The sequence below is a fragment of the Serratia liquefaciens ATCC 27592 genome (genome assembly GCF_000422085.1).
Taxonomy (GTDB): domain Bacteria; phylum Pseudomonadota; class Gammaproteobacteria; order Enterobacterales; family Enterobacteriaceae; genus Serratia; species Serratia liquefaciens.
Genome location: NC_021741.1, coordinates 1,014,998 through 1,034,988, shown reverse-complemented (window position 1 = coordinate 1,034,988; position 19,991 = coordinate 1,014,998). Strand labels below are relative to the sequence as shown.

At 55.3% G+C, this 19,991-nt stretch carries 16 protein-coding genes; 3 read left to right on the top strand and 13 right to left on the bottom strand.

Annotated features, from left to right (window positions below; genetic code table 11):
- Nucleotides 1-72: 72 nt before the first annotated feature.
- From M495_RS04735 to M495_RS04725, 3 genes are all read right to left on the bottom strand, one after another.
- Nucleotides 73-1,851: a SmdB family multidrug efflux ABC transporter permease/ATP-binding protein gene (locus M495_RS04735; RefSeq protein ID WP_020825503.1), complete on the bottom strand. Its 1,779-nt coding sequence runs from the start codon at nt 1,849-1,851 to the stop codon at nt 73-75.
- Nucleotides 1,844-3,619 (bottom strand): SmdA family multidrug ABC transporter permease/ATP-binding protein, encoded by a 1,776-nt coding sequence (locus tag M495_RS04730; RefSeq protein WP_020825502.1) that lies wholly within the window; start codon nt 3,617-3,619, stop codon nt 1,844-1,846. The genes M495_RS04735 and M495_RS04730 overlap by 8 nt, the downstream gene beginning before the upstream one ends.
- A gap of 97 nt (nt 3,620-3,716) precedes the next feature.
- Nucleotides 3,717-4,178: an Lrp/AsnC family transcriptional regulator gene (locus tag M495_RS04725; protein ID WP_020825501.1), complete on the bottom strand. Its 462-nt coding sequence runs from the start codon at nt 4,176-4,178 to the stop codon at nt 3,717-3,719.
- A 122-nt stretch (nt 4,179-4,300) separates the two neighbouring features.
- On the opposite strand from M495_RS04725, the gene M495_RS04720 reads away from it, so the two are divergent.
- Nucleotides 4,301-5,341: a PLP-dependent cysteine synthase family protein gene (locus M495_RS04720; RefSeq protein WP_020825500.1), complete on the top strand. Its 1,041-nt coding sequence runs from the start codon at nt 4,301-4,303 to the stop codon at nt 5,339-5,341.
- 61 nt (nt 5,342-5,402) lie between these two features.
- Here M495_RS04720 and cof read toward each other — a convergent pair whose 3' ends face one another.
- Nucleotides 5,403-6,227: an HMP-PP phosphatase gene (gene cof / locus M495_RS04715; RefSeq protein ID WP_020825499.1), complete on the bottom strand. Its 825-nt coding sequence runs from the start codon at nt 6,225-6,227 to the stop codon at nt 5,403-5,405.
- 103 nt (nt 6,228-6,330) lie between these two features.
- On the opposite strand from cof, the gene M495_RS04710 reads away from it, so the two are divergent.
- Together M495_RS04710 and queC are read left to right on the top strand one after the other, a co-directional pair.
- Nucleotides 6,331-8,079: an SgrR family transcriptional regulator gene (locus M495_RS04710; protein WP_041415228.1), complete on the top strand. Its 1,749-nt coding sequence runs from the start codon at nt 6,331-6,333 to the stop codon at nt 8,077-8,079.
- Between the two features lie 97 nt (nt 8,080-8,176).
- Nucleotides 8,177-8,875: a 7-cyano-7-deazaguanine synthase QueC gene (gene queC, locus M495_RS04705; RefSeq protein WP_020825497.1), complete on the top strand. Its 699-nt coding sequence runs from the start codon at nt 8,177-8,179 to the stop codon at nt 8,873-8,875.
- A 35-nt stretch (nt 8,876-8,910) separates the two neighbouring features.
- Here the strand turns inward: queC and M495_RS04700 are convergent, their stop codons facing one another.
- The 9 genes from M495_RS04700 to bolA all read right to left on the bottom strand — a co-directional run bounded on the left by M495_RS04700 (nt 8,911) and on the right by bolA (nt 19,780).
- Nucleotides 8,911-9,324 (bottom strand): acyl-CoA thioesterase, encoded by a 414-nt coding sequence (locus M495_RS04700; protein WP_020825496.1) that lies wholly within the window; start codon nt 9,322-9,324, stop codon nt 8,911-8,913.
- Nucleotides 9,325-9,479: 155 nt separating this feature from the next.
- The gene (locus M495_RS04695) at nt 9,480-9,869 is read right to left on the bottom strand and encodes a ComEA family DNA-binding protein (protein WP_020825495.1); all 390 of its coding nucleotides are present in this window, start codon (nt 9,867-9,869) and stop codon (nt 9,480-9,482) included.
- A gap of 139 nt (nt 9,870-10,008) precedes the next feature.
- Nucleotides 10,009-11,892, bottom strand: a complete 1,884-nt coding sequence (ppiD, locus tag M495_RS04690; RefSeq protein WP_020825494.1) for a peptidylprolyl isomerase — start codon at nt 11,890-11,892, stop codon at nt 10,009-10,011.
- Nucleotides 11,893-12,074: 182 nt separating this feature from the next.
- Nucleotides 12,075-12,347 (bottom strand): nucleoid-associated protein HU-beta, encoded by a 273-nt coding sequence (gene hupB / locus M495_RS04685; protein ID WP_006319790.1) that lies wholly within the window; start codon nt 12,345-12,347, stop codon nt 12,075-12,077.
- Between the two features lie 216 nt (nt 12,348-12,563).
- Nucleotides 12,564-14,918, bottom strand: coding sequence for an endopeptidase La (gene lon / locus M495_RS04680; RefSeq protein ID WP_020825493.1), 2,355 nt, complete (start codon nt 14,916-14,918; stop codon nt 12,564-12,566).
- Between the two features lie 194 nt (nt 14,919-15,112).
- Entirely contained in the window at nt 15,113-16,384 is a 1,272-nt protein-coding gene (clpX, locus tag M495_RS04675; protein ID WP_020825492.1) for an ATP-dependent protease ATP-binding subunit ClpX, read from the bottom strand.
- Nucleotides 16,385-16,547: 163 nt separating this feature from the next.
- The gene (clpP, locus tag M495_RS04670) at nt 16,548-17,171 is read right to left on the bottom strand and encodes an ATP-dependent Clp endopeptidase proteolytic subunit ClpP (RefSeq protein ID WP_020825491.1); all 624 of its coding nucleotides are present in this window, start codon (nt 17,169-17,171) and stop codon (nt 16,548-16,550) included.
- A gap of 623 nt (nt 17,172-17,794) precedes the next feature.
- The gene (tig, locus tag M495_RS04665) at nt 17,795-19,099 is read right to left on the bottom strand and encodes a trigger factor (RefSeq protein ID WP_020825490.1); all 1,305 of its coding nucleotides are present in this window, start codon (nt 19,097-19,099) and stop codon (nt 17,795-17,797) included.
- Nucleotides 19,100-19,465: 366 nt separating this feature from the next.
- Nucleotides 19,466-19,780 (bottom strand): transcriptional regulator BolA, encoded by a 315-nt coding sequence (bolA, locus tag M495_RS04660; protein WP_004940361.1) that lies wholly within the window; start codon nt 19,778-19,780, stop codon nt 19,466-19,468.
- Nucleotides 19,781-19,991 lie beyond the last annotated feature (211 nt).

Sequence of the window (19,991 nt, the reverse complement as noted above, 5' to 3'; positions counted from 1 at the left end):
ATTTTAAACGGACTTGTGCCTGTTTGTGGTGCGTGGCGACAAAAGAAAGGGGCCGTTAAAACGGCCCCCAGATCATGCGGGTTGTGTTTCTTCGCGATTGGCAGCGGCCAATTCTTCACCCACCAGTTGCAGCTGGTACATCTGGTAGTAACGCCCCTGCTGAGCCAACAGTTGCTGATGATTGCCCTGCTCGACCGCCTGACCCCGGTGCAGAACCAGAATGGAATCGGCATCGACAATGGTCGACAATCGGTGAGCGATCACCACCAGCGTGGTATGTTCACGAATCAAACGCAGTGCACGCTGAATCGCTTGCTCAGTGCCTGAATCGATATTGGCGGTCGCTTCGTCGAGGATCAGGATCTGCGGCGCCTGCACCAATACCCTGGCCATCGCCAATAGCTGTTTCTGGCCCACCGACAGGTTGTTACCCTGCTCGCCCAGCCGGGTGTGAATCCCCTGTGGGAAGCTGCGTACCAGCTCAGCCAATTGCACCGTTTCCAGCGCCTGCCACACTATCTCTTCACTGATGTTACGGCCCAGCGTAACGTTGGCCAGCACCGATTCGGCGATCACCACCGGATCCTGCTGCACCATTGCCACCCCCTGCCGCAACGTACGGTGCGACAGGCTGGCCAGCGGACGACCATCGAGACGGACTTCGCCCTGATTGACCGGGTAATACCCCATCAGCAGGTTGGCCAGCGTGCTCTTGCCGCTGCCGGTATGCCCCACCAACGCCACAAAACCCCGCGACGGCACCGACAGCGAAATATGCTGCAGCACCTTTTTGTCATCGCGGTAGGCAAAGCTCAGGTCTTCAATATCAATGCGGCCACTCTCGAGCGGGCGATCGTCCGTCCCATAGCTCTGTTGACGGCGATCCATCAGTTCGAAAATACGCTCGCCGGCCACCACCGCCTGCTGCAGAATCGACTGCTGCGACGTCAGCTCAATCAACGGCTCATTCAGACGCCCGAGGTAGTTGATAAAGGCATAGAGCACGCCCACGCCAATGCTTCCCTCACCGCTGAAGCCAAACAACATCAGCAGGCCACACAGCACCAGCGCCGAAAACAGGCTGAGCAGCGGACGCAACAGGAAACCATCCAGCCGCAGAGTCTGCATACGCGCGGTGTAGTGCGAACGGCTGGCGGCGCTCATGCGTTCACCAAAGCGGATCTGCTGGCGAAACTGCTGGATCACGCCCATGCCGTTGATCACTTCGTTAAAGCCGTCGTTGATGTCTGCCAGATAGCTGCGCACCCGGCGCACAATCGGGATGCTGTAGTATTGGTAAATGCCCATCACCACAAACACCGCCGGGAAGATGCAGATCGCCACCAGCGCCATACGCCAGTCCAGGCTGAACATCGCCACCAGCATGGCGCCAATCAGCGCAGCGCTTTTCAATACGGTGGACACTACCATGACGTACAGGTCTTTAATCACCTCGGTGTCATTGGTCACTCGCGAGATCAACTGCCCCACCGGCTGCGTATCAAAAGCGCTGAGCGGCTGACGCAACGCGGCGTCCATCACGTCGGTACGCAGGCGTTGAACCACCCCGACCGCGGCCTGATTGAACAACAACGCTTGAAAATAGTGCAGCGCCGCCGCCAACAGCTCCAGCAGAATATAGGCCGCCGCCAGCCCGCAGACGATCATCAGCGGCAACTGGCCCTTAGCCACATAGTTATCGATAAAATAACTGATCAGGATCGGCCCGGCGACTTCCGCTGCCGCCGCAACCCACAACATCAACACCGCCAGCCCCAGAGGTTTGCGGTATGGCGATCCATAAGCCAGCAACCGTTTCAGCGTCGGCCACAGCTTTTGCATCTTATTCATTGGCCAGTATCTCCTCGCCGCTTTCCGGTGCCTCATCCAGCGCCGCTTCCAGTTGCTGATAGCGGTACATATCGCGGTACCAGCCCGGTTGGGCCGCCAGGGACGCATGTTCGCCACGCTGAGCCACGCCGCCGTGTTGTATCACCAGAATTTCGCTGGCTTCGGTCAGTGCCGAAAGCCGGTGCGCGCTGATAATCACCGTCCGGTTTTGTCCCCAACTGCGCAAATTGTGCAGGATTTGGTGTTCGGTTCGACCATCTACCGCCGACAACGCATCGTCGAGGATCAAGATTTCTGCATCCAGTAACAGTGCACGGGCAATAGAAATACGCTGTTTCTGGCCACCGGACAGCATCACGCCACGCTCGCCCACTTCAGTTTCATAGCCTTGCGGCAGGCGCATAATGTCTTCATGCACGCTGGCCAACTGGGCCGCACGCTCAATCTGTTCCTGCGTCGCACCCGGATTCCCCAGCGCAATATTGTTGGCCACGCTGTCCGAGAACAAGAATGGCGTCTGACTCACCACAGACAGTCGCGAGCGCCAGTCGTCGAGCTTCACCTGGGTCAGCGGCAATCCCTGATAGCTAATCTGGCCATCATCCACATCAAACTGGCGCTGGATCAACGACAGTAACGTTGACTTACCGGCACCGGTCGGGCCACACAGGCCAAGCATCTGACCCGGCTCCAGCTTCAACGTGACATCGTGCAACGCCGGGTGCTGGTTGCCAGGATAGTGGAAGGATCGGATATCGACGGCCAGGCTGCCACGCCCCGCCGGCAATGGATGCTCACCGTCGGTCACTGCCGGCGCTTCCTCCAGCAGGCTGCGAATGCGGCCGTATGCCGCACTGCCGCGTTCAACAATGTTGAACATCCAGGCCAGCGCCAGCATCGGCCAAATCATCAGGCCGAGGTACATCACGAAGCTGGTCAGTTGCCCAAGCGTCAGGGAGCCATTGACCACCATCCAGCTGCCACCGCCAATAGCCAACAGATTGGCGGTACCGATAGCGATGTAAATCGTCGGGTCAAAACGCGCATCTACCCGCGCTACGTGCATATTTTTGGCGCCGGTTTGGGCGGCCACTTCGGCAAATTGATTGGATTGGTGATCCTCCAGACCAAACGCCTTAATCATGCGGATGCTGGTCATGCTTTCCTGCGCCTGATCGTTCAGGCTGGAGAACGCCGCCTGCGCCGATTTAAAGCGCTGATGCAACTGATCGCCGTAATACTTGATAACGATCGCCATGATGGGCATAGGGATCAACGACAGCAGCGTCAACTGCCAGCTAATTTGGGTGCTCATCACCACCAGCACCGCCAAGCCCATTACCAGCGAATCGACCAGCGTCAACACCCCTTCACCGGCAGCGAAAACGACCCGATCGACATCATTGGTGGCACGTGCCATCAGATCGCCGGTACGGTGGCGCAGATAGAAAGCCGGGTTCTGGCGGCTAAGCTGGCGGTAGAAATTTTCACGCAGTTCGACGGCAAGCTGATAAGACGCGCCAAACAGCAACACTCGCCATACGTAGCGCAGCAGGTAGACCACCACGGCGGTGCCGAGCATCAGCCCCAGCCATGCCATCAGCACGCCGCTGGACATCTGTTTTTCGGTAATACCGTCGACAATGATCCCCACCAGCTTGGGTGGCAACAGCTGCAGAATGGCAATGATGATCAACAACACCACTGCCCCCAGGTAGCGGCGCCACTCGCGGCGGAAGTACCAGCCGATTTGGGTAAATAGTCTCACGCAGTTTTATTCCAGGATGTAGATGTAATAGTTTTTTCTCTCGATCTGCCTCAGCAGAGTAGGATACCACCGTTACTTTGCCAATTTGGTGAACTTTTCACTCAGGAACCGGCAGGGCGGTGGTGTATTTGATTTTTTCCATCGCGAAGCTGGAGGTGACGTCGATCAGCCCAGGTACCCCGTTCACCAAACGCTTGTAAAAGCTGTCGTAGCTCTTCATATCTGCCACTTCGACCTGCATCAGGTAATCGTACTCCCCCGCCATGCGGTAAAATGCCAGCACCTCCGGCATCTGCTGGGTCAGTTGCACGAACGTCTGATACCACTCGCTGCTGTGCTGCTGGGTTTTGATCAGCACAAATGCCGTCAGGCTCAACCCGAGTTTTTCATTATCCAGCAGCGCGACCCGCCCACGGATATAGCCTTCCTCTTCCAGCCGTTTCAGCCTTTTCCAGCAAGGCGTCGACGTCAGATTGACCGCATCGGCCAGCGCCTGCAGCGGCTGGGTGCAGTCCTGTTGCAGCATGCACAGTAACTTACGGTCTGTTTTATCTAACATATCGTCAACCAGGAGAAAAATTTTCTCTCATTAAGCGATTAAACAGGAAAAATGGCAATCCTTTTTTCCCGGCGGCAGGCTATATTATGCAGCAAATAAGCCCCCTATTCTGAGGCCAGACGATGACAAACTCTTGGGTAAAATATGCTATCGGTGAAATAGAAGCGGATTTCCAACGCTCCGCCGACACGCACCTGATCCGCCTGAACCTGCCCGAATTTCCCGGTATCTGCCTGTACCTGAAAGATGAAAGCACTCACCCGACCGGCAGCCTGAAGCATCGGCTGGCGCGCTCGCTGTTCCTGTACGGCCTGTGCAACGGCTGGATCACCGAAAACACCACGATTATCGAAGCCTCTTCAGGTAGCACCGCCGTGTCCGAAGCTTACTTCGCCCGGCTGATTGGCCTGCCGTTTATTGCCGTGATGCCTTCCTGCACGGCACGCCGCAAGGTTGAGCAAATTGCGTTTTACGGCGGCCGCTGCCATTTCGTCGATCACGCGGCACAGATTTACGCGGTCTCCGAGCAGTTGGCGCAAGAACTGAACGGCCACTATATGGATCAGTTCACCTACGCCGAACGCGCCACCGACTGGCGCGGCAATAACAATATCGCCGACAGCATCTTCCGCCAGATGGCGCGTGAACCCTTCCCTGTCCCTAAACATATCGTGATGAGCGCGGGCACCGGCGGTACATCTGCAACGCTGGGACGCTATATTCGCTATCAGGGGCACGACACCCGCTTGACGGTCGTCGATCCGGAAAACTCGGTATTCTATGATTGTTTCCACCAGCGCGATCGCACCTTGATCGGCAGTTGCGGCAGCAGGATCGAAGGTATTGGCCGCCCGCGCGCCGAACCCTCGTTTATCCCGTCGGTGGTCGACAGCATGCTGCGCGTTCCGGACGCGGCCAGCGTTGCTACCATTCATTGGCTGGAAACGGTACTGGGCCGTAAAGTGGGCGCCTCCACCGGCACTAATGTGTGGGGCGCGCTGCAATTGGCGAAACAGATGCGGGAAAATGGCGAACAGGGTTCTATCGTCACCCTGCTATGCGACAGCGGTGAGCGCTATCTGGATACCTACTACAACCCTGAATGGGTGAGAAACAATATCGGCGATCTGACCCCGTATCTGGCGCAGCTGGCAGACTTGTAATCGCACCGGGCAGGCGAAAAAAAGCCGGGTAAGTCATACCCGGCCGGCTGCCAATAAAGCCTCATAATTCGGGGGAATAGGTGAGGTAAGGTGAACGCAGCCAATGTTGCAAATAGTGAGCCACCGCCTGCTGTTCGCAATGGCCGATAACCTGTAGTTGTGGCAGTGAAGACTTCAGCTGCGGCAGGGCATTGCCCATCACCACGCCGTGCCCTACCGTCGCCAGCATTTCCCTGTCGTTCATGGCATCGCCAAACGCCATGCAGTCCGCCATCTTCAGCCCCAGATGGCGGCTCAACGTATCCAGCGCGGTGCCTTTGTTACACCCCAACGGCAAGACCTCCAGGCATTCATAGGCAGAGAAACAGAGATCAACGCGTGTTCCAAACTGTTCTCGTAGCTGAATCTGCAGCTTAAGCAGTTCCACATGTGGTCCAACGAAGCACACCTTGCTGTTGCCGAATGCCGGTAAACGACGCACTTCGGTAAGCTGATAACGGAAGCCGCTCAGATGATGAGCCCGCAACATTTCTTCCGGTACCGCAAACTCGGTCATCCAGCCTTCGTCACGGAAGACGTGCATGCTGGCAACCGTATGCCAATGGGTGTGCAGCACCTCTTCGGCTATCTCAGCAGGCAAATCGGTGGCGTGAAGTTGTTGCCCCAGATGATCGTAAACCCGCGTACCGTTGCCGGTAATCAGATAGCCTTGCAGACCCAGTTGCGCCATGATCGGCTGCGCGTCCAGGTAGTGACGCCCGGTAGCGAAGGTGACAACCATCTCCCGTTCAACCAGTTGCTTTAGCACCGCCAGAGTTTCCGGCCCGACCCGGTGATCCGGTGTCAACAATGTGCCATCCATATCAAAAGCCGCCAGGCGATACATAAAGACCTCATGAATGTGAACGCGATTACAGTCCCTGCAGTATGAGATGGTATTTGCGGAAGTAATAGTGAACAATTCTGGAAAACTGTTCCGGATTTCCATCATGCGCCTGACCCATCGTCTCAGCCAGTATCAACGCCTGTATCAACAGCTCGGTGCTGCGCCGGTGGCCATCACCATCGGCGAACTCGCAGCCCTGTTCTATTGCAGCGAACGCCATGCTCGCACGCTGGTACAACAGCTACAGGATCAGGGCTGGCTAAGCTGGCAGTCACAGCCCGGTCGCGGCAAGCGGGCTCGCCTGCAGTGTTTGAAAACCCCGGATGAGCTGCGCGCCGCACACTTGCAGCGCTTACTGCATGACGGCGACCACCAGGGCGCGTTGGAAATGGCGCAGTTGGCGCCGCAGCATTTGCAGGAGTTGCTCAGCCCGCATCTCGGCGGCCAGTGGCAAGCAGGCAGCCCAACGCTGCGTATCCCCTATTACCGCACGCTGGAATCTCTGGATCCACTGACCCTGACCGGCCGCGCCGAACAACATTTGGTTGCCACCCTGCATGCCGGGCTGACGCGCTTCATTACCGGCAATCCTGAACCGCAATCCGATCTGGCACATCACTGGCAAATCAGCCATGACGGCCTGCGCTGGCAGTTCTTCCTGCGCAGTCAATTGCGCTGGCACAACGGTGAAATGCTGACCGGCCAGCAGCTGTTGCAAACGCTGGAAAAGCTGCAACGACACCCTCGCAGCCGGCCTAGCCTAGCCAACGTTAAGGCCATCAGCCTGCCGCATGCGCTGTGTCTGCAGTTTGATTTACAGCATCCCGACTACTGGTTGGCGCATCGTCTTGCGGAATTGCCTTGCCTGCTAACCCACCCGGAGGCCGCAGGCATTGGCGCTGGCCCTTTCAAACTGACGCTAAACGAGGCGCATTTGGTACGGCTGGAACAGCATCCGTTTTACCATTTGCAGCATCCTTATCTTGAGAGTATCGAGTATTGGATCACCCCGGAGCTACAGGTCGACGCGGCTTACACCAGTTGCCAGCACCCGGTGCGCATAACCATCGGCCAGCAGGAAGAGATGGCGCTGGCACGGCCGGTGCAACGCAGCATGAGCCTGGGCTGGTGCTATCTGGCGGTCAATTTGAAACACGGCGTGCTCAACGAAGCCCAGGGCCAAAAACTGCTGATGTTGATCCAGCAATCTGGCCTGTTGGCCAATCTGCCGGTACCAAACAGCGTCATCACCCCCAGCCACGAAATGCTGCCAGGCTGGGCCATCCCTCGGCATCAGGTCGATGATGAGATAGCCCTTCCCGCCAAATTGACGCTGCTGTATCGGCCACCGGTAGAACTGGAAACGGTCACTGTGGCTCTGCAGCAGCTTTTGGCACGCCACGGCTGCGAGCTGGAACTGCGTTATTACGCGGGTAAACGCTGGCAAAGCGCCGAACAAATCGAACAGGCCGACCTGCTGCTGGCCGATAACCTGATCGGTGAGTCACCGGAAGCGACGCTGGAAAGCTGGCTGCGGCAAGATACGCTGTGGCGCGGCATTCTGCCCGACGATCGCTGGCGACATCAGCAGCAGACGCTGCAGCAGATCCAACAGTTACCTGCACAGCAACCGCGTTATGAGCAGTTGAAAGAGTATTATCAGCAGCTGATGAGGGCGGCGATCATCACGCCCTTGTTTCACTATCAGTATCAAATTAGCGCACCGCCGCGCATTCATGGGGTTACTCTGACCGCCCATGGCTGGTTCGATTTCTGCCAGGCCTGGCTGCCGCCGCCGCTGGACTCGACAGAGCCGCTTTCCCCAGACTTAATGGGCCCGGCCCAGCGGTAACCCGCTATTTCTGCTACCATTGCTGCCGCAACGCATTTTTATCCTACCGCCCGAGTGTTCATCGGGTAGGGTCTCAGCACTAAATTGAGGTAATTTTATGAAACGCGCGGTTGTCGTTTTCAGCGGTGGACAAGATTCCACGACCTGCTTGATTCAGGCATTGCAACAGTACGACGAAGTTCACTGCGTCACCTTCGATTACGGTCAGCGCCATCGCGCCGAGATTGAGGTGGCTCAAGCGCTGTCGGTGGCCCTTGGGGCCAAGGCGCATAAACTGCTGGACGTTGGCCTGCTCAATGAACTGGCGATCAGCAGCCTGACCCGTGACAATATCCCGGTTCCGGCTTACGGCAGCACCGAGGCCAACGGGTTGCCGAGCACTTTCGTGCCGGGCCGTAATATTCTGTTCCTGACGCTGGCGGCGATTTATGCCTACCAGGTCGAAGCCGAGGCGGTGATCACCGGCGTTTGCGAAACCGATTTTTCCGGTTATCCCGACTGCCGCGACGAATTTGTCAAAGCGCTGAACCAGGCAATAGTGCTGGGCATCGCCCGCGATATCCGTTTTGAAACGCCACTGATGTGGCTGAACAAGGCTGAGACCTGGGCACTGGCAGATTACTACCATCAGTTGGATCTGGTTCGGCAGGAAACCCTGACCTGCTACAGCGGTATTAAAGGCGACGGCTGCGGTGAATGTGCCGCCTGTCACCTGCGCGCCAACGGCCTGACGCAATACCAAATCAACAAAGCGGAAGTGATGGCGAGCCTGAAACAGAAGACCGGCCTGGTCTGAGTGAATAACGGCGGCAAACATTGCCGCTCGTTGCTTTACCCTTCTTCCGACAGCGTGAGCACCTGAAGGTGTTCGCGCAGTTGCCCTTCAATCGGCAACGCCCGCTGAGTTTTCAAATCGACGCAGACAAAGGTCAGCATCGCATCCGCGACCGGCGCGCCCGTGGCATCCTGCGTCACCTTTTGGCTCAGCACGCCGCTTTTACCGTTAAGCTGCACCATCTGACTGTCGATACGCAACTTGTCTCCCAGCACCGCCGGCGTGCGGTAATTGATATTGATATTAACCACGATAAAGGCGATGTTGTTTTCCGTCATCCAACGGAAGCCCTCCTGGTTCTCCAGCCAATCCCAGCGCGCCTCCTCGAGAAATTCGAGATAGCGTGCATTGTTAACATGTTGGTAAACATCGAGATGATAACCACGGACTTTGATAAAGGTCTGATGCATAGGGAACGGCCACTCCTGCCTGGTGATTACAGAAAGAAGGAGCCACTGATGGCTCCTTCACCCGTTTGGTCAAATCGCCAAACTGGTAAGACCTGTAAAATGTAGCAGAGGAAAAAGGGCTGCATCGGCACTTTGCCATGCAGCCGTGATAGATATCACATTTTGAGCCGCGCACGGTTCCGTTCAAACAGGGCGGGCCCAATACCCGGCACTTCCTGAAGCTGCTCAATCTGCGTAAAAGGACCATTCTGCTCACGGTAGCGCACGATGCTTTCCGCTTTCTTCAAACCCACCCCCTTCAGTACACTGGCCAACTGCTCGGCATCGGCCTGATTGATACTGACCGATGCCTCATCGTCGATGCCGACTGCGGCTTCAGTGCCTTGCCCTGCTTTCACCGCCGGTGCTGATAACACCGGCTGACCGGTCGTGATCTTTTCCTCAGCGGCCATCGATGGCCCGGCCAAACCTATCAGGGCCGCGGCCAGCAAAACTTTGAGGCTGAAACCATATCCATTAACCGCTTTCATTTCTGCAAGTTGCATGCTGTATCCTCCTTGTGTTTAACAGCAAGCTCACCTTGCCGCAGCGGGTGAACTTCAGCAATTGGCGGATAACAGATATGGAAAAGGCCGCGAAAGCGGCCTTTTGGAATTGCATTGCGTTGCAGAAAACTGCGGCGCGTTACTGAGGCTGTTGCTGCTCAGCGGCACCCATGGTGATTTTGGCTTCTTTACGCAAGCTGGCCAGCAGCGAGTCAAAGGAGACGCCGGTAGCGCCTTCTTCCATTTTGCTGACGAAGGTTTTCATTTCGTCTGCAGACAGGCTGCCTGGCGTCACGGCATCAAGTGCAATCAGCACTACGTTGTCCTGACGGTCTTGCGACATGCCGTATACCGGTTTGCCTTCCTGCGGGTGCGGCAGCGCGAACACGCTCTGCACCAGTTGGCTGTCTTCCGGCGCGCGTGCCATCTTCTGCACGCTGCCAAAGCTCAGGCCGGCCGCTTTCATCGCTTCGTCGCCCTTGCCCTGTTTCAGCTCAACCAACAGCTTTTCGCCCTGCAGTTTCGCTTCCTGTTCGGCTTTGTTGCGCTTGACCAATTCCGCCACGCGATCTTTTACCTGATCGAACGGCTCAATGCCTTCTGGCTTGTGGCCTGAGACGCGGATCACGAAGGCACGGTCGCCATCAACGGTGATTACATCGGAGTTGCTGCCCGGAGAGCCGCCTTCGCCAATCAGTGAACCGTCGAAAATCGACTGGACGACAGGTTTGAAGTTCAGCGCAGCCGGAATGTTGTCGCGGGTGAACCAATCGGTCTGAGTCGCTTTCACACCGGCGGCTTCTTCGGCTGAGGCCAGAGATTCGTTATCGCTGGTCGCCGCTTCACTCACCTTTTGCTGCAGCGCGTAATAGGCGTCTACTGCCTTCTCCTGCTTAACCTGCTTGGCGATGGCATCACGCACTTCGCTAAGCGGCTTAACTTTTTCCGGCTCGATGTCGTTCAGACGTACGACTAAATAGCCGACAGAGGACTTCACTGCACCGGAAAGCTGGCCTTTTTCGGTCAGGTTTGCCTGTTTCAGCTCGTCTGCCGTGGTGTCCGGCTCCAGCCAGCCCAGCTCGCCACCGGTACGGCGTGAGATGATGTCGGTGGATTTTTCTTTCGCCAGGGTGGCGAAATCGCCGCCTTTTTTCAGCTCGTCCAGCACCGCATTGGCTTCCGCCTCGGTTTTCAGCTGGATCACGCTGTAGTTTTTACGCTCAGGCTGGCCGTAGCTGCTTTTGTGCTGGTCGTAATAGGCGCTGATATCCGCATCGGCTACCGTCACCTTGTCCTGCATAGAGGCGGCGTCCATCGGAATGTAGCTTACTTTGACCTGCTCTGGCGCAATAAAGCTGTTCTTGTTCTGGCTGTAGTAGTCTTTCAGCTCGTCGTCGGTCACGGTCTGCTTGGCCTGCAACGCTTTCAGATCCAGCGTAGCCAGGCGCACATCGCGCTGCTGCAGCACCAGTGACGTCATCCCTTGCGCTTCGGTTGGCAGGATGAAACCTGACTCGCCGAAGGCCTGGATCACCTGCTGATTAACCAACTGCTGACGCATTGACTGCGCAAAGTTATCGGCGGTGTAACCCATGCGGCTAATCAGATCGAGATATTTAGCGTTATCGAACTGGCCGTTTGTCTGGAAGTAAGGCGCTTTACGGATGGCTTCTTTCACCTGATCGTCACTGACGCTCAGGCCTAATTTCTTGGCATATTGGTCCAGCAGCATGTTGTCGATCAGCTGTGACAGTGCCTGATGGCGCATCTGCTGCATATAGCCTTCGTTGCCCGCCAGTACGGAGAACTGGTCACCCAACTGTTGCTGCATGCGGCTGCGTTCGCTTTGGAAAGCCTGTTCCAGCTGAGCACGCTCGATCACCTGGCCATTGACCTTCGCTGCATAATCACCGGCACTCCCCTGATAGCTGACCACCCCTGTCAAAAGAAATGACAAAATGATCAAGCCCAGGATGATTTTGAGCACGACGTGATTAGCTGCCGCGCGTAAATTGTCCATCATAGTGTGACAACACTCCGCTGTGATGTGGATTAAAAACACCCTTGTGCAGGCGCGTTCCCTGCGACAAAAATAAAAAAAGCGCATCAATCTGATGCGCCTTATATCTTACCTTACCAGCACCGTTGCGTCAGGTGATTGTTTATTGCTAAACCCTGCAACGCTAAACGGTTAGACGCAAACAATCAGTTTACTGCGTCTTTCAGCGCTTTCCCTGCACGGAAGGCCGGAACTTTGGCTGCCGCGATTTTGATCTCTTTACCGGTCTGTGGGTTACGGCCAGTACGGGCAGAACGCTCACGCACGGTGAAAGAACCGAAACCAACCAGCGCCACGTCATCCCCTTCCTTCAAGGATTCGGTAACAGATGCAATCACTGCATCTAAAGCACGCCCAGCTGCCGCTTTGGAAATATCAGCACCTGCGGCAATTTTGTCGATCAGTTGTGACTTATTCACTCTATCATCCCCTCTAGAATTCAATCGTCGCACCGGAAAATCCCTACGGTTGCGACAGCGCAGCTGTTATATCAATCCCATCGAACCTTGGCAAGCCACCGAAAGCGTGACAAAACGCGGGCCGACAGCTTTCTAACTTAGCGGTACAAAAAAAGACTGGCAAGTCCGAAATGACTTGCCAGCATAAGTTTTATCAATGGTTTTTGCGATTCGTCACTATTTTGCCGCTACCGGCAGTGCGCCGAAGGCCGGATTCTGCAACGCAAGGTTCAAAACCTCATCGATTCGCTGCACCGGATGAATCTCCAGATCGGCGATAACATTGTCCGGAATTTCTTCCAAATCGCGCTTGTTCTCATACGGGATCAGCACGGTTTTAATGCCGCCGCGATGCGCAGCCAACAGTTTCTCTTTCAAGCCACCAATCGGCAGTACCTGACCACGCAAGGTGATCTCACCGGTCATTGCCACATCGGCACGAACCGGGTTGCCGGTCAGGCAAGACACCAGCGCGGTACACATAGCGATACCGGCACTCGGGCCGTCTTTCGGCGTCGCACCTTCCGGTACGTGCACGTGAATATCGCGCTTCTCGTAGAAATCAGCGTTGATACCCAGTTTGTCTGCACGCGCACGGACCACGGTCAGCGCAGCCTGAATCGATTCCTGCATCACTTCACCGAGAGAACCGGTGTAGGTCAGCTTGCCTTTGCCCGGCACGCACGCGGTTTCGATAGTCAGCAGATCGCCGCCCACTTCCGTCCACGCCAGGCCGGTGACCTGGCCCACACGGTTTTCGGTATCGGCACGGCCATAGTCAACGCGTTGCACACCCAAATAATCTTTCAGGTTGTCGCCGTTGATCTCGATATGCTTGATCTTCTTGTCCATCAGCAGCGTTTTCACCGCTTTACGGCACAGCTTGGAGATTTCACGCTCCAGGCTACGCACCCCGGCTTCGCGGGTGTAATAACGAATAATGCCAATGATGGCGCTGTCGTCGACCGTCAGCTCACCTTTTTTCAGGGCGTTACGCTCAAGCTGCTTCGGCAGCAGGTGCTGCTTGGCGATATTGAGCTTCTCGTCCTCGGTGTAGCCGGACAGGCGAATCACTTCCATACGGTCCAGCAACGGCGCAGGAATGTTCATCGAGTTCGAGGTAGCAACGAACATCACGTCGGACAGATCGTAATCCACTTCCAGGTAGTGATCGTTAAACGCCACGTTCTGTTCCGGATCCAGCACCTCAAGCAGGGCAGAAGCCGGATCGCCACGCATGTCGGAAGACATCTTGTCGATCTCATCCAGCAGGAACAGCGGGTTTTTCACCCCGACCTTGGCCATTTTCTGGATCAGTTTACCCGGCATCGAGCCGATGTAGGTACGACGGTGACCGCGAATTTCCGCTTCGTCACGCACGCCGCCCAGCGCCATACGCACGTACTGGCGACCGGTCGCTTTGGCGATCGACTGTCCCAACGAGGTTTTACCTACGCCAGGAGGCCCCACCAGACACAGGATAGGCCCTTTGATTTTGCTTACGCGGCTCTGTACTGCGAGATACTCAAGAATACGGTCCTTGACTCGCTCCAGGCCATAGTGATCGATATCGAGCACTTCTTGCGCTTTAACCAGGTCTTTTTTAACCTTGCTGCGCGCATTCCACGGCACCTGCAGCATCCAGTCGATGTAACCACGAACCACGGTCGCTTCCGCAGACATGGGTGACATCATTTTCAGCTTTTGCAGTTCCGCTTCGGTTTTTTCACGCGCGTCTTTCGGCATTTTCGCCGCTTCAATCTTGCGCTTCAGCGCTTCATGCTCGTCCGGCGCGTCGTCCATCTCGCCCAGTTCTTTCTGAATCGCCTTCATCTGCTCATTCAGATAGTACTCGCGCTGACTTTTTTCCATCTGCTTTTTGACGCGGTTACGGATACGTTTTTCAACCTGAAGCAGGTCAATTTCCGATTCCATCATCGCCATCAGGTATTCCAGACGTTCGGTGATATCGAACATCTCCAGTACCGACTGCTTGTCGCTGAGTTTCAGCGGCATGTGCGCGGCGATGGTATCCGCCAGGCGTGCAGCATCGTCGATGCTGTTCAATGACGTCAGCACCTCCGGTGGAATTTTTTTGTTCAGTTTGATGTAGCCTTCAAACTGATTGATTGCGGTGCGCACCAGGACTTCTTGTTCACGTTCGTCAATCGCCGGTGACTCAAGATATTCTGCCTGGGCGGCAAAGTGCTCCCCGCTATCGGAAAGCGTAGTAATACGTGCCCGCTGCAGGCCTTCTACCAGCACTTTTACCGTGCCGTCTGGCAGTTTTAGCATCTGTAAAATCGACGCTACGGTGCCGACAGAGAACAAGTCATTAATGCCAGGTTCATCCGTTGAGGCCTCTTTCTGTGCCACCAGCATGATCTTTTTATCATGATCCATTGCTGCTTCGAGGCACCGAATCGATTTTTCCCGGCCAACAAATAACGGGATCACCATGTGCGGATAAACCACCACGTCGCGCAACGGCAAGACGGGGATTTCAATGCGTTCGGAACGCTCAGGGTTCATAGAGCTCTCTCTTAAGTTTAACTTCCGCCAGGTTGAGGGGAATCTCATGAGACGCAAGCATCAAACGTTTCATAAAATCTGGTTAATGAGTATATGGGGATGAATCTCTTACATTCAACGGCAAGAATGCAGGAAAAAGAAATGGGGGATAAAATCCCCCATTTTGACATTAACTTTCTGGTTTGACTGGCGAATTATTCGCCTGAAGCCTGTGCTTCCGGTTTGCCGTAAATCAGCAAAGGCTTGGACTGGCCGGCGATAACCGATTCATCGATCACCACTTTATCGACGCTGTCCATGGATGGCAGGTCATACATGGTGTCCAGCAACGCGCCTTCTACAATGGAGCGCAGACCACGTGCACCGGTTTTACGCGTCATGGCCTTCTTGGCGATGGCGTTCAGCGCTTCTTCACGGAACTCCAGCTCCACGCCTTCCAGATTGAACAATGCCTGATACTGTTTGGTTAAGGCATTTTTCGGCTCTTTCAGGATCTGGATCAGCGCTTCTTCGCTCAGTTCGCTCAGGGTTGCCACGACTGGCAGACGACCGATGAACTCAGGGATCAGGCCAAACTTGATCAGATCTTCCGGCTCAGCCTGCAGCAGCAGTTCGCCTTCGGTCGCTTTCTCAGCTTCACCCTTCACGGTCGCGCCGAAGCCGATACCGGAACCGGTATTGACGCGCTGACCAATCACCTTATCCAGGCCGGCAAATGCGCCGCCGCAGATAAACAGGATTTTCGAGGTATCAACCTGCAGGAATTCCTGCTGAGGATGCTTACGGCCACCCTGCGGCGGAACTGCGGCAATGGTGCCTTCGATCAGCTTCAACAGGGCCTGCTGCACGCCTTCACCCGACACGTCACGGGTGATGGACGGATTGTCTGACTTACGGGAAATCTTGTCGATTTCATCGATGTAGACGATGCCGCGTTGTGCTTTCTGCACGTCGTAGTCGCACTTCTGCAGCAGCTTCTGGATGATGTTCTCCACGTCCTCACCCACATAACCAGCTTCGGTCAGCGTGGTGGCGTCGGCCATGGTGAAAGGCACGTCCAGGAAGCGCGCCAGCGTTTCTGCCAGCAGGGTTTTACCGCTACCGGTCGGGCCAATCAGCAGAATGTTGCTTTTGCCCAACTCGATACCGTTGCTGGTATCGCCGTTACGCAGGCGTTTGTAGTGGTTATACACCGCTACCGCCAGCACTTTTTTCGCCTGCTCCTGGCCAATGACATAGTCATCCAGGTGGTGGCGAATTTCGTGCGGCGTCGGCAGCGCACTGCGCTCACGATGCGGGGCAACTTCTTTAATCTCTTCGCGAATAATGTCGTTACACAGGTCAACACATTCATCGCAGATATACACTGACGGACCGGCAATCAGCTTACGCACTTCATGCTGGCTTTTGCCGCAGAAAGAGCAGTACAGCAGCTTTCCTGAACCGTCTTTGCGCTTATCTGTCATCAGTAAACCTCTTCTTTAGTCTTTGTCCCGCAGGAATATCACGGCGGCAGTGCGCCCAAAACGCATACCGGGAACGCCGATTATGCTCACCAGAGCGAGCTGCGCCCGCTCTGATTACTATAGCCTATCGGCTCGCACATATACCTCGCCAGCCGCGTGGTACTTACTTGCGGTGCGTCAGAATGCCGTCAACCAGACCGTATTCTACCGCTTCTTCCGCGGTCATAAAGCGATCGCGCTCGGTATCGCGTTCGATCTGCTCCAGTGACTGGCCGGTATGTTCTGCCATCAGCTCGTTCATGCGTGCCTTCACCTTCAAGATTTCACGCGCATGGATTTCAATATCCGTCGCCTGGCCCTGATAACCGCCCAGCGGCTGGTGGATCATCACGCGTGAGTTCGGCAAGCAGAAGCGTTTGCCCTTGGCACCTGCGGTCAGCAGGAAAGAGCCCATCGAGCACGCCTGGCCCATACAAATGGTGCTGACGTCCGGCTTGATGAACTTCATGGTGTCATAGATTGACATGCCAGCGGTGATCACGCCACCCGGGGAGTTAATATACAGGTAAATGTCTTTTTCCGGGCTTTCCGCTTCGAGGAACAGCATCTGCGCCACAATCAGGTTGGCCATGTGATCTTCGACCTGGCCGGTCAGGAAAATAATGCGCTCTTTCAGCAGGCGGGAATAGATGTCGTAAGAACGCTCCCCGCGTGAAGTCTGCTCTACCACCATCGGCACCAGGGCCATGTTAGGTGCAAATTGATCTCGTTCGCCACTGTATGACATTACCGTCTCCTAATAGAAATTGCCTTGGCGGCCAGGGTTACACCCTATTACACCGATTCTACTTGAGAACGGTCATGATGACTATGCTCAAGCATTCGACCCGCGCCACACGTACCCGACGGTTTTTCTCATACCGCGCACTCTGGCAAACAGCCCATACCCATCATCTTTCAAGTCGCAGCGTTGTTACCTGCTTACAAGACCCCTCAGTGGGTCTTGCCCCTTAAGGGCCGCTGCAAGCCGCGTTCAAATCTGTTCCCGACAGATTTGCCGCTCACCCCAGTGACTTACTCGAGTAAGCGCCTGAGGATGAGCGAGCTGGGCGCCTGACTGCGACTTGAAAGCTATAGGGTATATATACATTTTACAGATTGGGGCCGCTGACAGAATTTCAAGCCCAACTGCGTATTTTAACGCGGCCAGCATTGTCGACGATGACCATCATGCCAGACTGTCCCAAGAGCAACAGGGTAAATATAGTGCATATTGTCACGCTTAACCTGAGATTAATCAGCTACGTGGCAAAAAGAAAAGCCCGCAACCGAAGGTTACGGGCTTTTTTAACGCCGGGACCGGCAAGCCAGCCCCGAAGGCGCGTTAGATTGCGCCCTGGCGTACAGACATTACGCCTGTTGAGTCTGGTTCATCAGCTCGCTGAAGGTAGTGGCTTTTTCAGTCACTTTCGCTTTTGCCAGCAGGGCTTCAACCGCTTGTTCTTCCAGAGCAACGTTGCGCATGTTGTTCATCAGCTCTTTGTTTTTGCTGTAGAACTCAACAACTTCACTTGGATCTTCGTAAGCGGAAGCCATTTCTTCGATCAGCGTCTTAACGCGATCTTCGTCAGCTTTCAGATCGTTGGTGCTGATCACTTCGCCCAGCAGCAGGCCAACAACTACGCGACGCTTAGCCTGCTCTTCGAACAGTTCGCGTGGCAGTTCCAGCGCTTGCTTCTCGTTGCCGCCGAAACGCTGTGCAGCCTGACGGCGCAGAACGTCAACTTCGCCGTCGATCAGCGCAGCAGGAACGTCGATTTCGTTAGCGCTGACCAGACCGTCGATTGCCTGAGTCTTGATGCGGTTACGCACTGCGCCTTTCAGCTCGCGCTCCATGTTTTTACGCACTTCAGCACGCAGGCCTTCGATAGAACCATCAGCCACGCCGAAACGTTTGATGAATTCTTCAGTCAGCTCTGGCAGCTCACGCTCTTCCACTTTCTTCAGAACGATAGCGAACTTAGCCGCTTTGCCCTTCAGGTTTTCAGCGTGGTAATCTTCCGGGAAGTTAACGTCGATAGTGAATTCTTCACCGGCTTTATGACCGACCAGACCTTCTTCGAAGCCTGGGATCATGCGGCCCTGGCCCATAGCCAGTACGAAGTCAGAGGCTTTGCCGCCTTCAAACTCTTCGCCATCGATAGAACCGGAGAAATCTACGGTTACGCGGTCTTCAGCTTGCGCTGCGCGATCGCTGTCTTTCCAGGTCGCCTGCTGCTTGCGCAGGGTGTCCAGCATGGTGTCAACGTCGGCGTCGTTAACTTCAACAACCGGCTTCTCAACTTCGATGCTGTCCAGGCCTTTCAGCTCAACTTCCGGATACACTTCGAATTCAACCGCGAAAGTGAAATCTTCACCTTCTTTGTACTCGCCCGGCACGTAGTTTGGTGCGCCGGCCGGATTGATCTTTTCTTTGATGATCGCATCAACAAAGCTGCGTTGCATCGCTTCGCCCAGCACGTCTTGACGAACGGAAGCGCCATAACGTTGCTCAACGATGTTCATCGGTACATGGCCTTTACGGAAGCCATCGATACGAACGCTTTTTGCCGCGTTGATCAGCTCTTTTTTAATAGCCTGCTTGATAGTATCAGCGGGTACAGTAATAGAGAGACGGCGCCCAAGGCCTTGAGTGGTTTCTACTGAAACTTGCATCTTGTTACCTCAAAAAAATCACAGTGCTCGGTCAACTCCGTTCCAAGAACCAGGACGGCTACATTACAGAACCGAGTTTCCTGATGACAGAAGCGTCCCGAAACCATTCCGGAAAAATAAGACGCGACATTATAGCGGCGCAAGCGGAGCGAGTCGAGGAAAGCAAGGCGGCGGCGGCGCGCTAAAACTCACACTTTTGCCGATTTGATCGCCAAAAGGCCGCCGAAGCCGACCCGGCCTTCGCTGCATTACGCATCGGCTATGTCGTCGTCAAAAACAGAAACGGCCCGCAGGCCGTTCCAAAATTCGTCTGTAGTAATACCCCAAATCGTGGTCAAAGTTCCACTGATACCGCAAATTTAGCCGTCAGGCCAAGGTTCCGGCCCCACGACAAGGCGGAGACGCCGGCACGGTATCCTGCAACCCTTCCCACTCTTTCAGGGTGTAGGTGTGCAACGCCAGCGCATGTACGCCATCCGCCAACTCCTCTGACAGCACGCCGTAAATCGAACGATGCCGCGTCAGGAAGCGTTCGCCAACGAAGCGATCGCTAACCAATACCACCTTGAAATGGCTTTCTGAACCCGCCGGAACGTTATGACGATAACTTTCATCAACGACTTCCAGATACGCGGGCTCAAACGCCGCCCTTAACTTTGCTTCTATTTGCTCGCGAATCATAGGATCTCCTTACTACACCGGCAGAGGACCGCCCCCATCTATTTCAATCTTAGCCGCTTTCGTCCCTTTTAGACCATTCCTCAGGTAAATTTCTCTTTTTTGCGGACAAAAAACGGTCAACATCCGCCGTCGCTTGAGGTTTATCCGATTGAGACGGCCAAAAAAGCATGTTTTTATCAACGGCAGGTAAAAATTTGTCACTCCATTGCGT

Coding starts and splice junctions, on each gene's coding strand:
- M495_RS04735 (WP_020825503.1), bottom strand. CDS start 1,851: ATGAATAAGATGCAAAAGCTGTGGCCGACGCTGAAACGGTTGCTGGCT.
- M495_RS04725 (WP_020825501.1), bottom strand. CDS start 4,178: ATGTTAGATAAAACAGACCGTAAGTTACTGTGCATGCTGCAACAGGAC.
- M495_RS04720 (WP_020825500.1), top strand. CDS start 4,301: ATGACAAACTCTTGGGTAAAATATGCTATCGGTGAAATAGAAGCGGAT.
- cof (WP_020825499.1), bottom strand. CDS start 6,227: ATGTATCGCCTGGCGGCTTTTGATATGGATGGCACATTGTTGACACCG.
- M495_RS04710 (WP_041415228.1), top strand. CDS start 6,331: ATGCGCCTGACCCATCGTCTCAGCCAGTATCAACGCCTGTATCAACAG.
- queC (WP_020825497.1), top strand. CDS start 8,177: ATGAAACGCGCGGTTGTCGTTTTCAGCGGTGGACAAGATTCCACGACC.
- M495_RS04700 (WP_020825496.1), bottom strand. CDS start 9,324: ATGCATCAGACCTTTATCAAAGTCCGTGGTTATCATCTCGATGTTTAC.
- M495_RS04695 (WP_020825495.1), bottom strand. CDS start 9,869: ATGCAACTTGCAGAAATGAAAGCGGTTAATGGATATGGTTTCAGCCTC.
- ppiD (WP_020825494.1), bottom strand. CDS start 11,892: ATGATGGACAATTTACGCGCGGCAGCTAATCACGTCGTGCTCAAAATC.
- lon (WP_020825493.1), bottom strand. CDS start 14,918: ATGAACCCTGAGCGTTCCGAACGCATTGAAATCCCCGTCTTGCCGTTG.
- clpX (WP_020825492.1), bottom strand. CDS start 16,384: ATGACAGATAAGCGCAAAGACGGTTCAGGAAAGCTGCTGTACTGCTCT.
- clpP (WP_020825491.1), bottom strand. CDS start 17,171: ATGTCATACAGTGGCGAACGAGATCAATTTGCACCTAACATGGCCCTG.
- tig (WP_020825490.1), bottom strand. CDS start 19,099: ATGCAAGTTTCAGTAGAAACCACTCAAGGCCTTGGGCGCCGTCTCTCT.
- bolA (WP_004940361.1), bottom strand. CDS start 19,780: ATGATTCGCGAGCAAATAGAAGCAAAGTTAAGGGCGGCGTTTGAGCCC.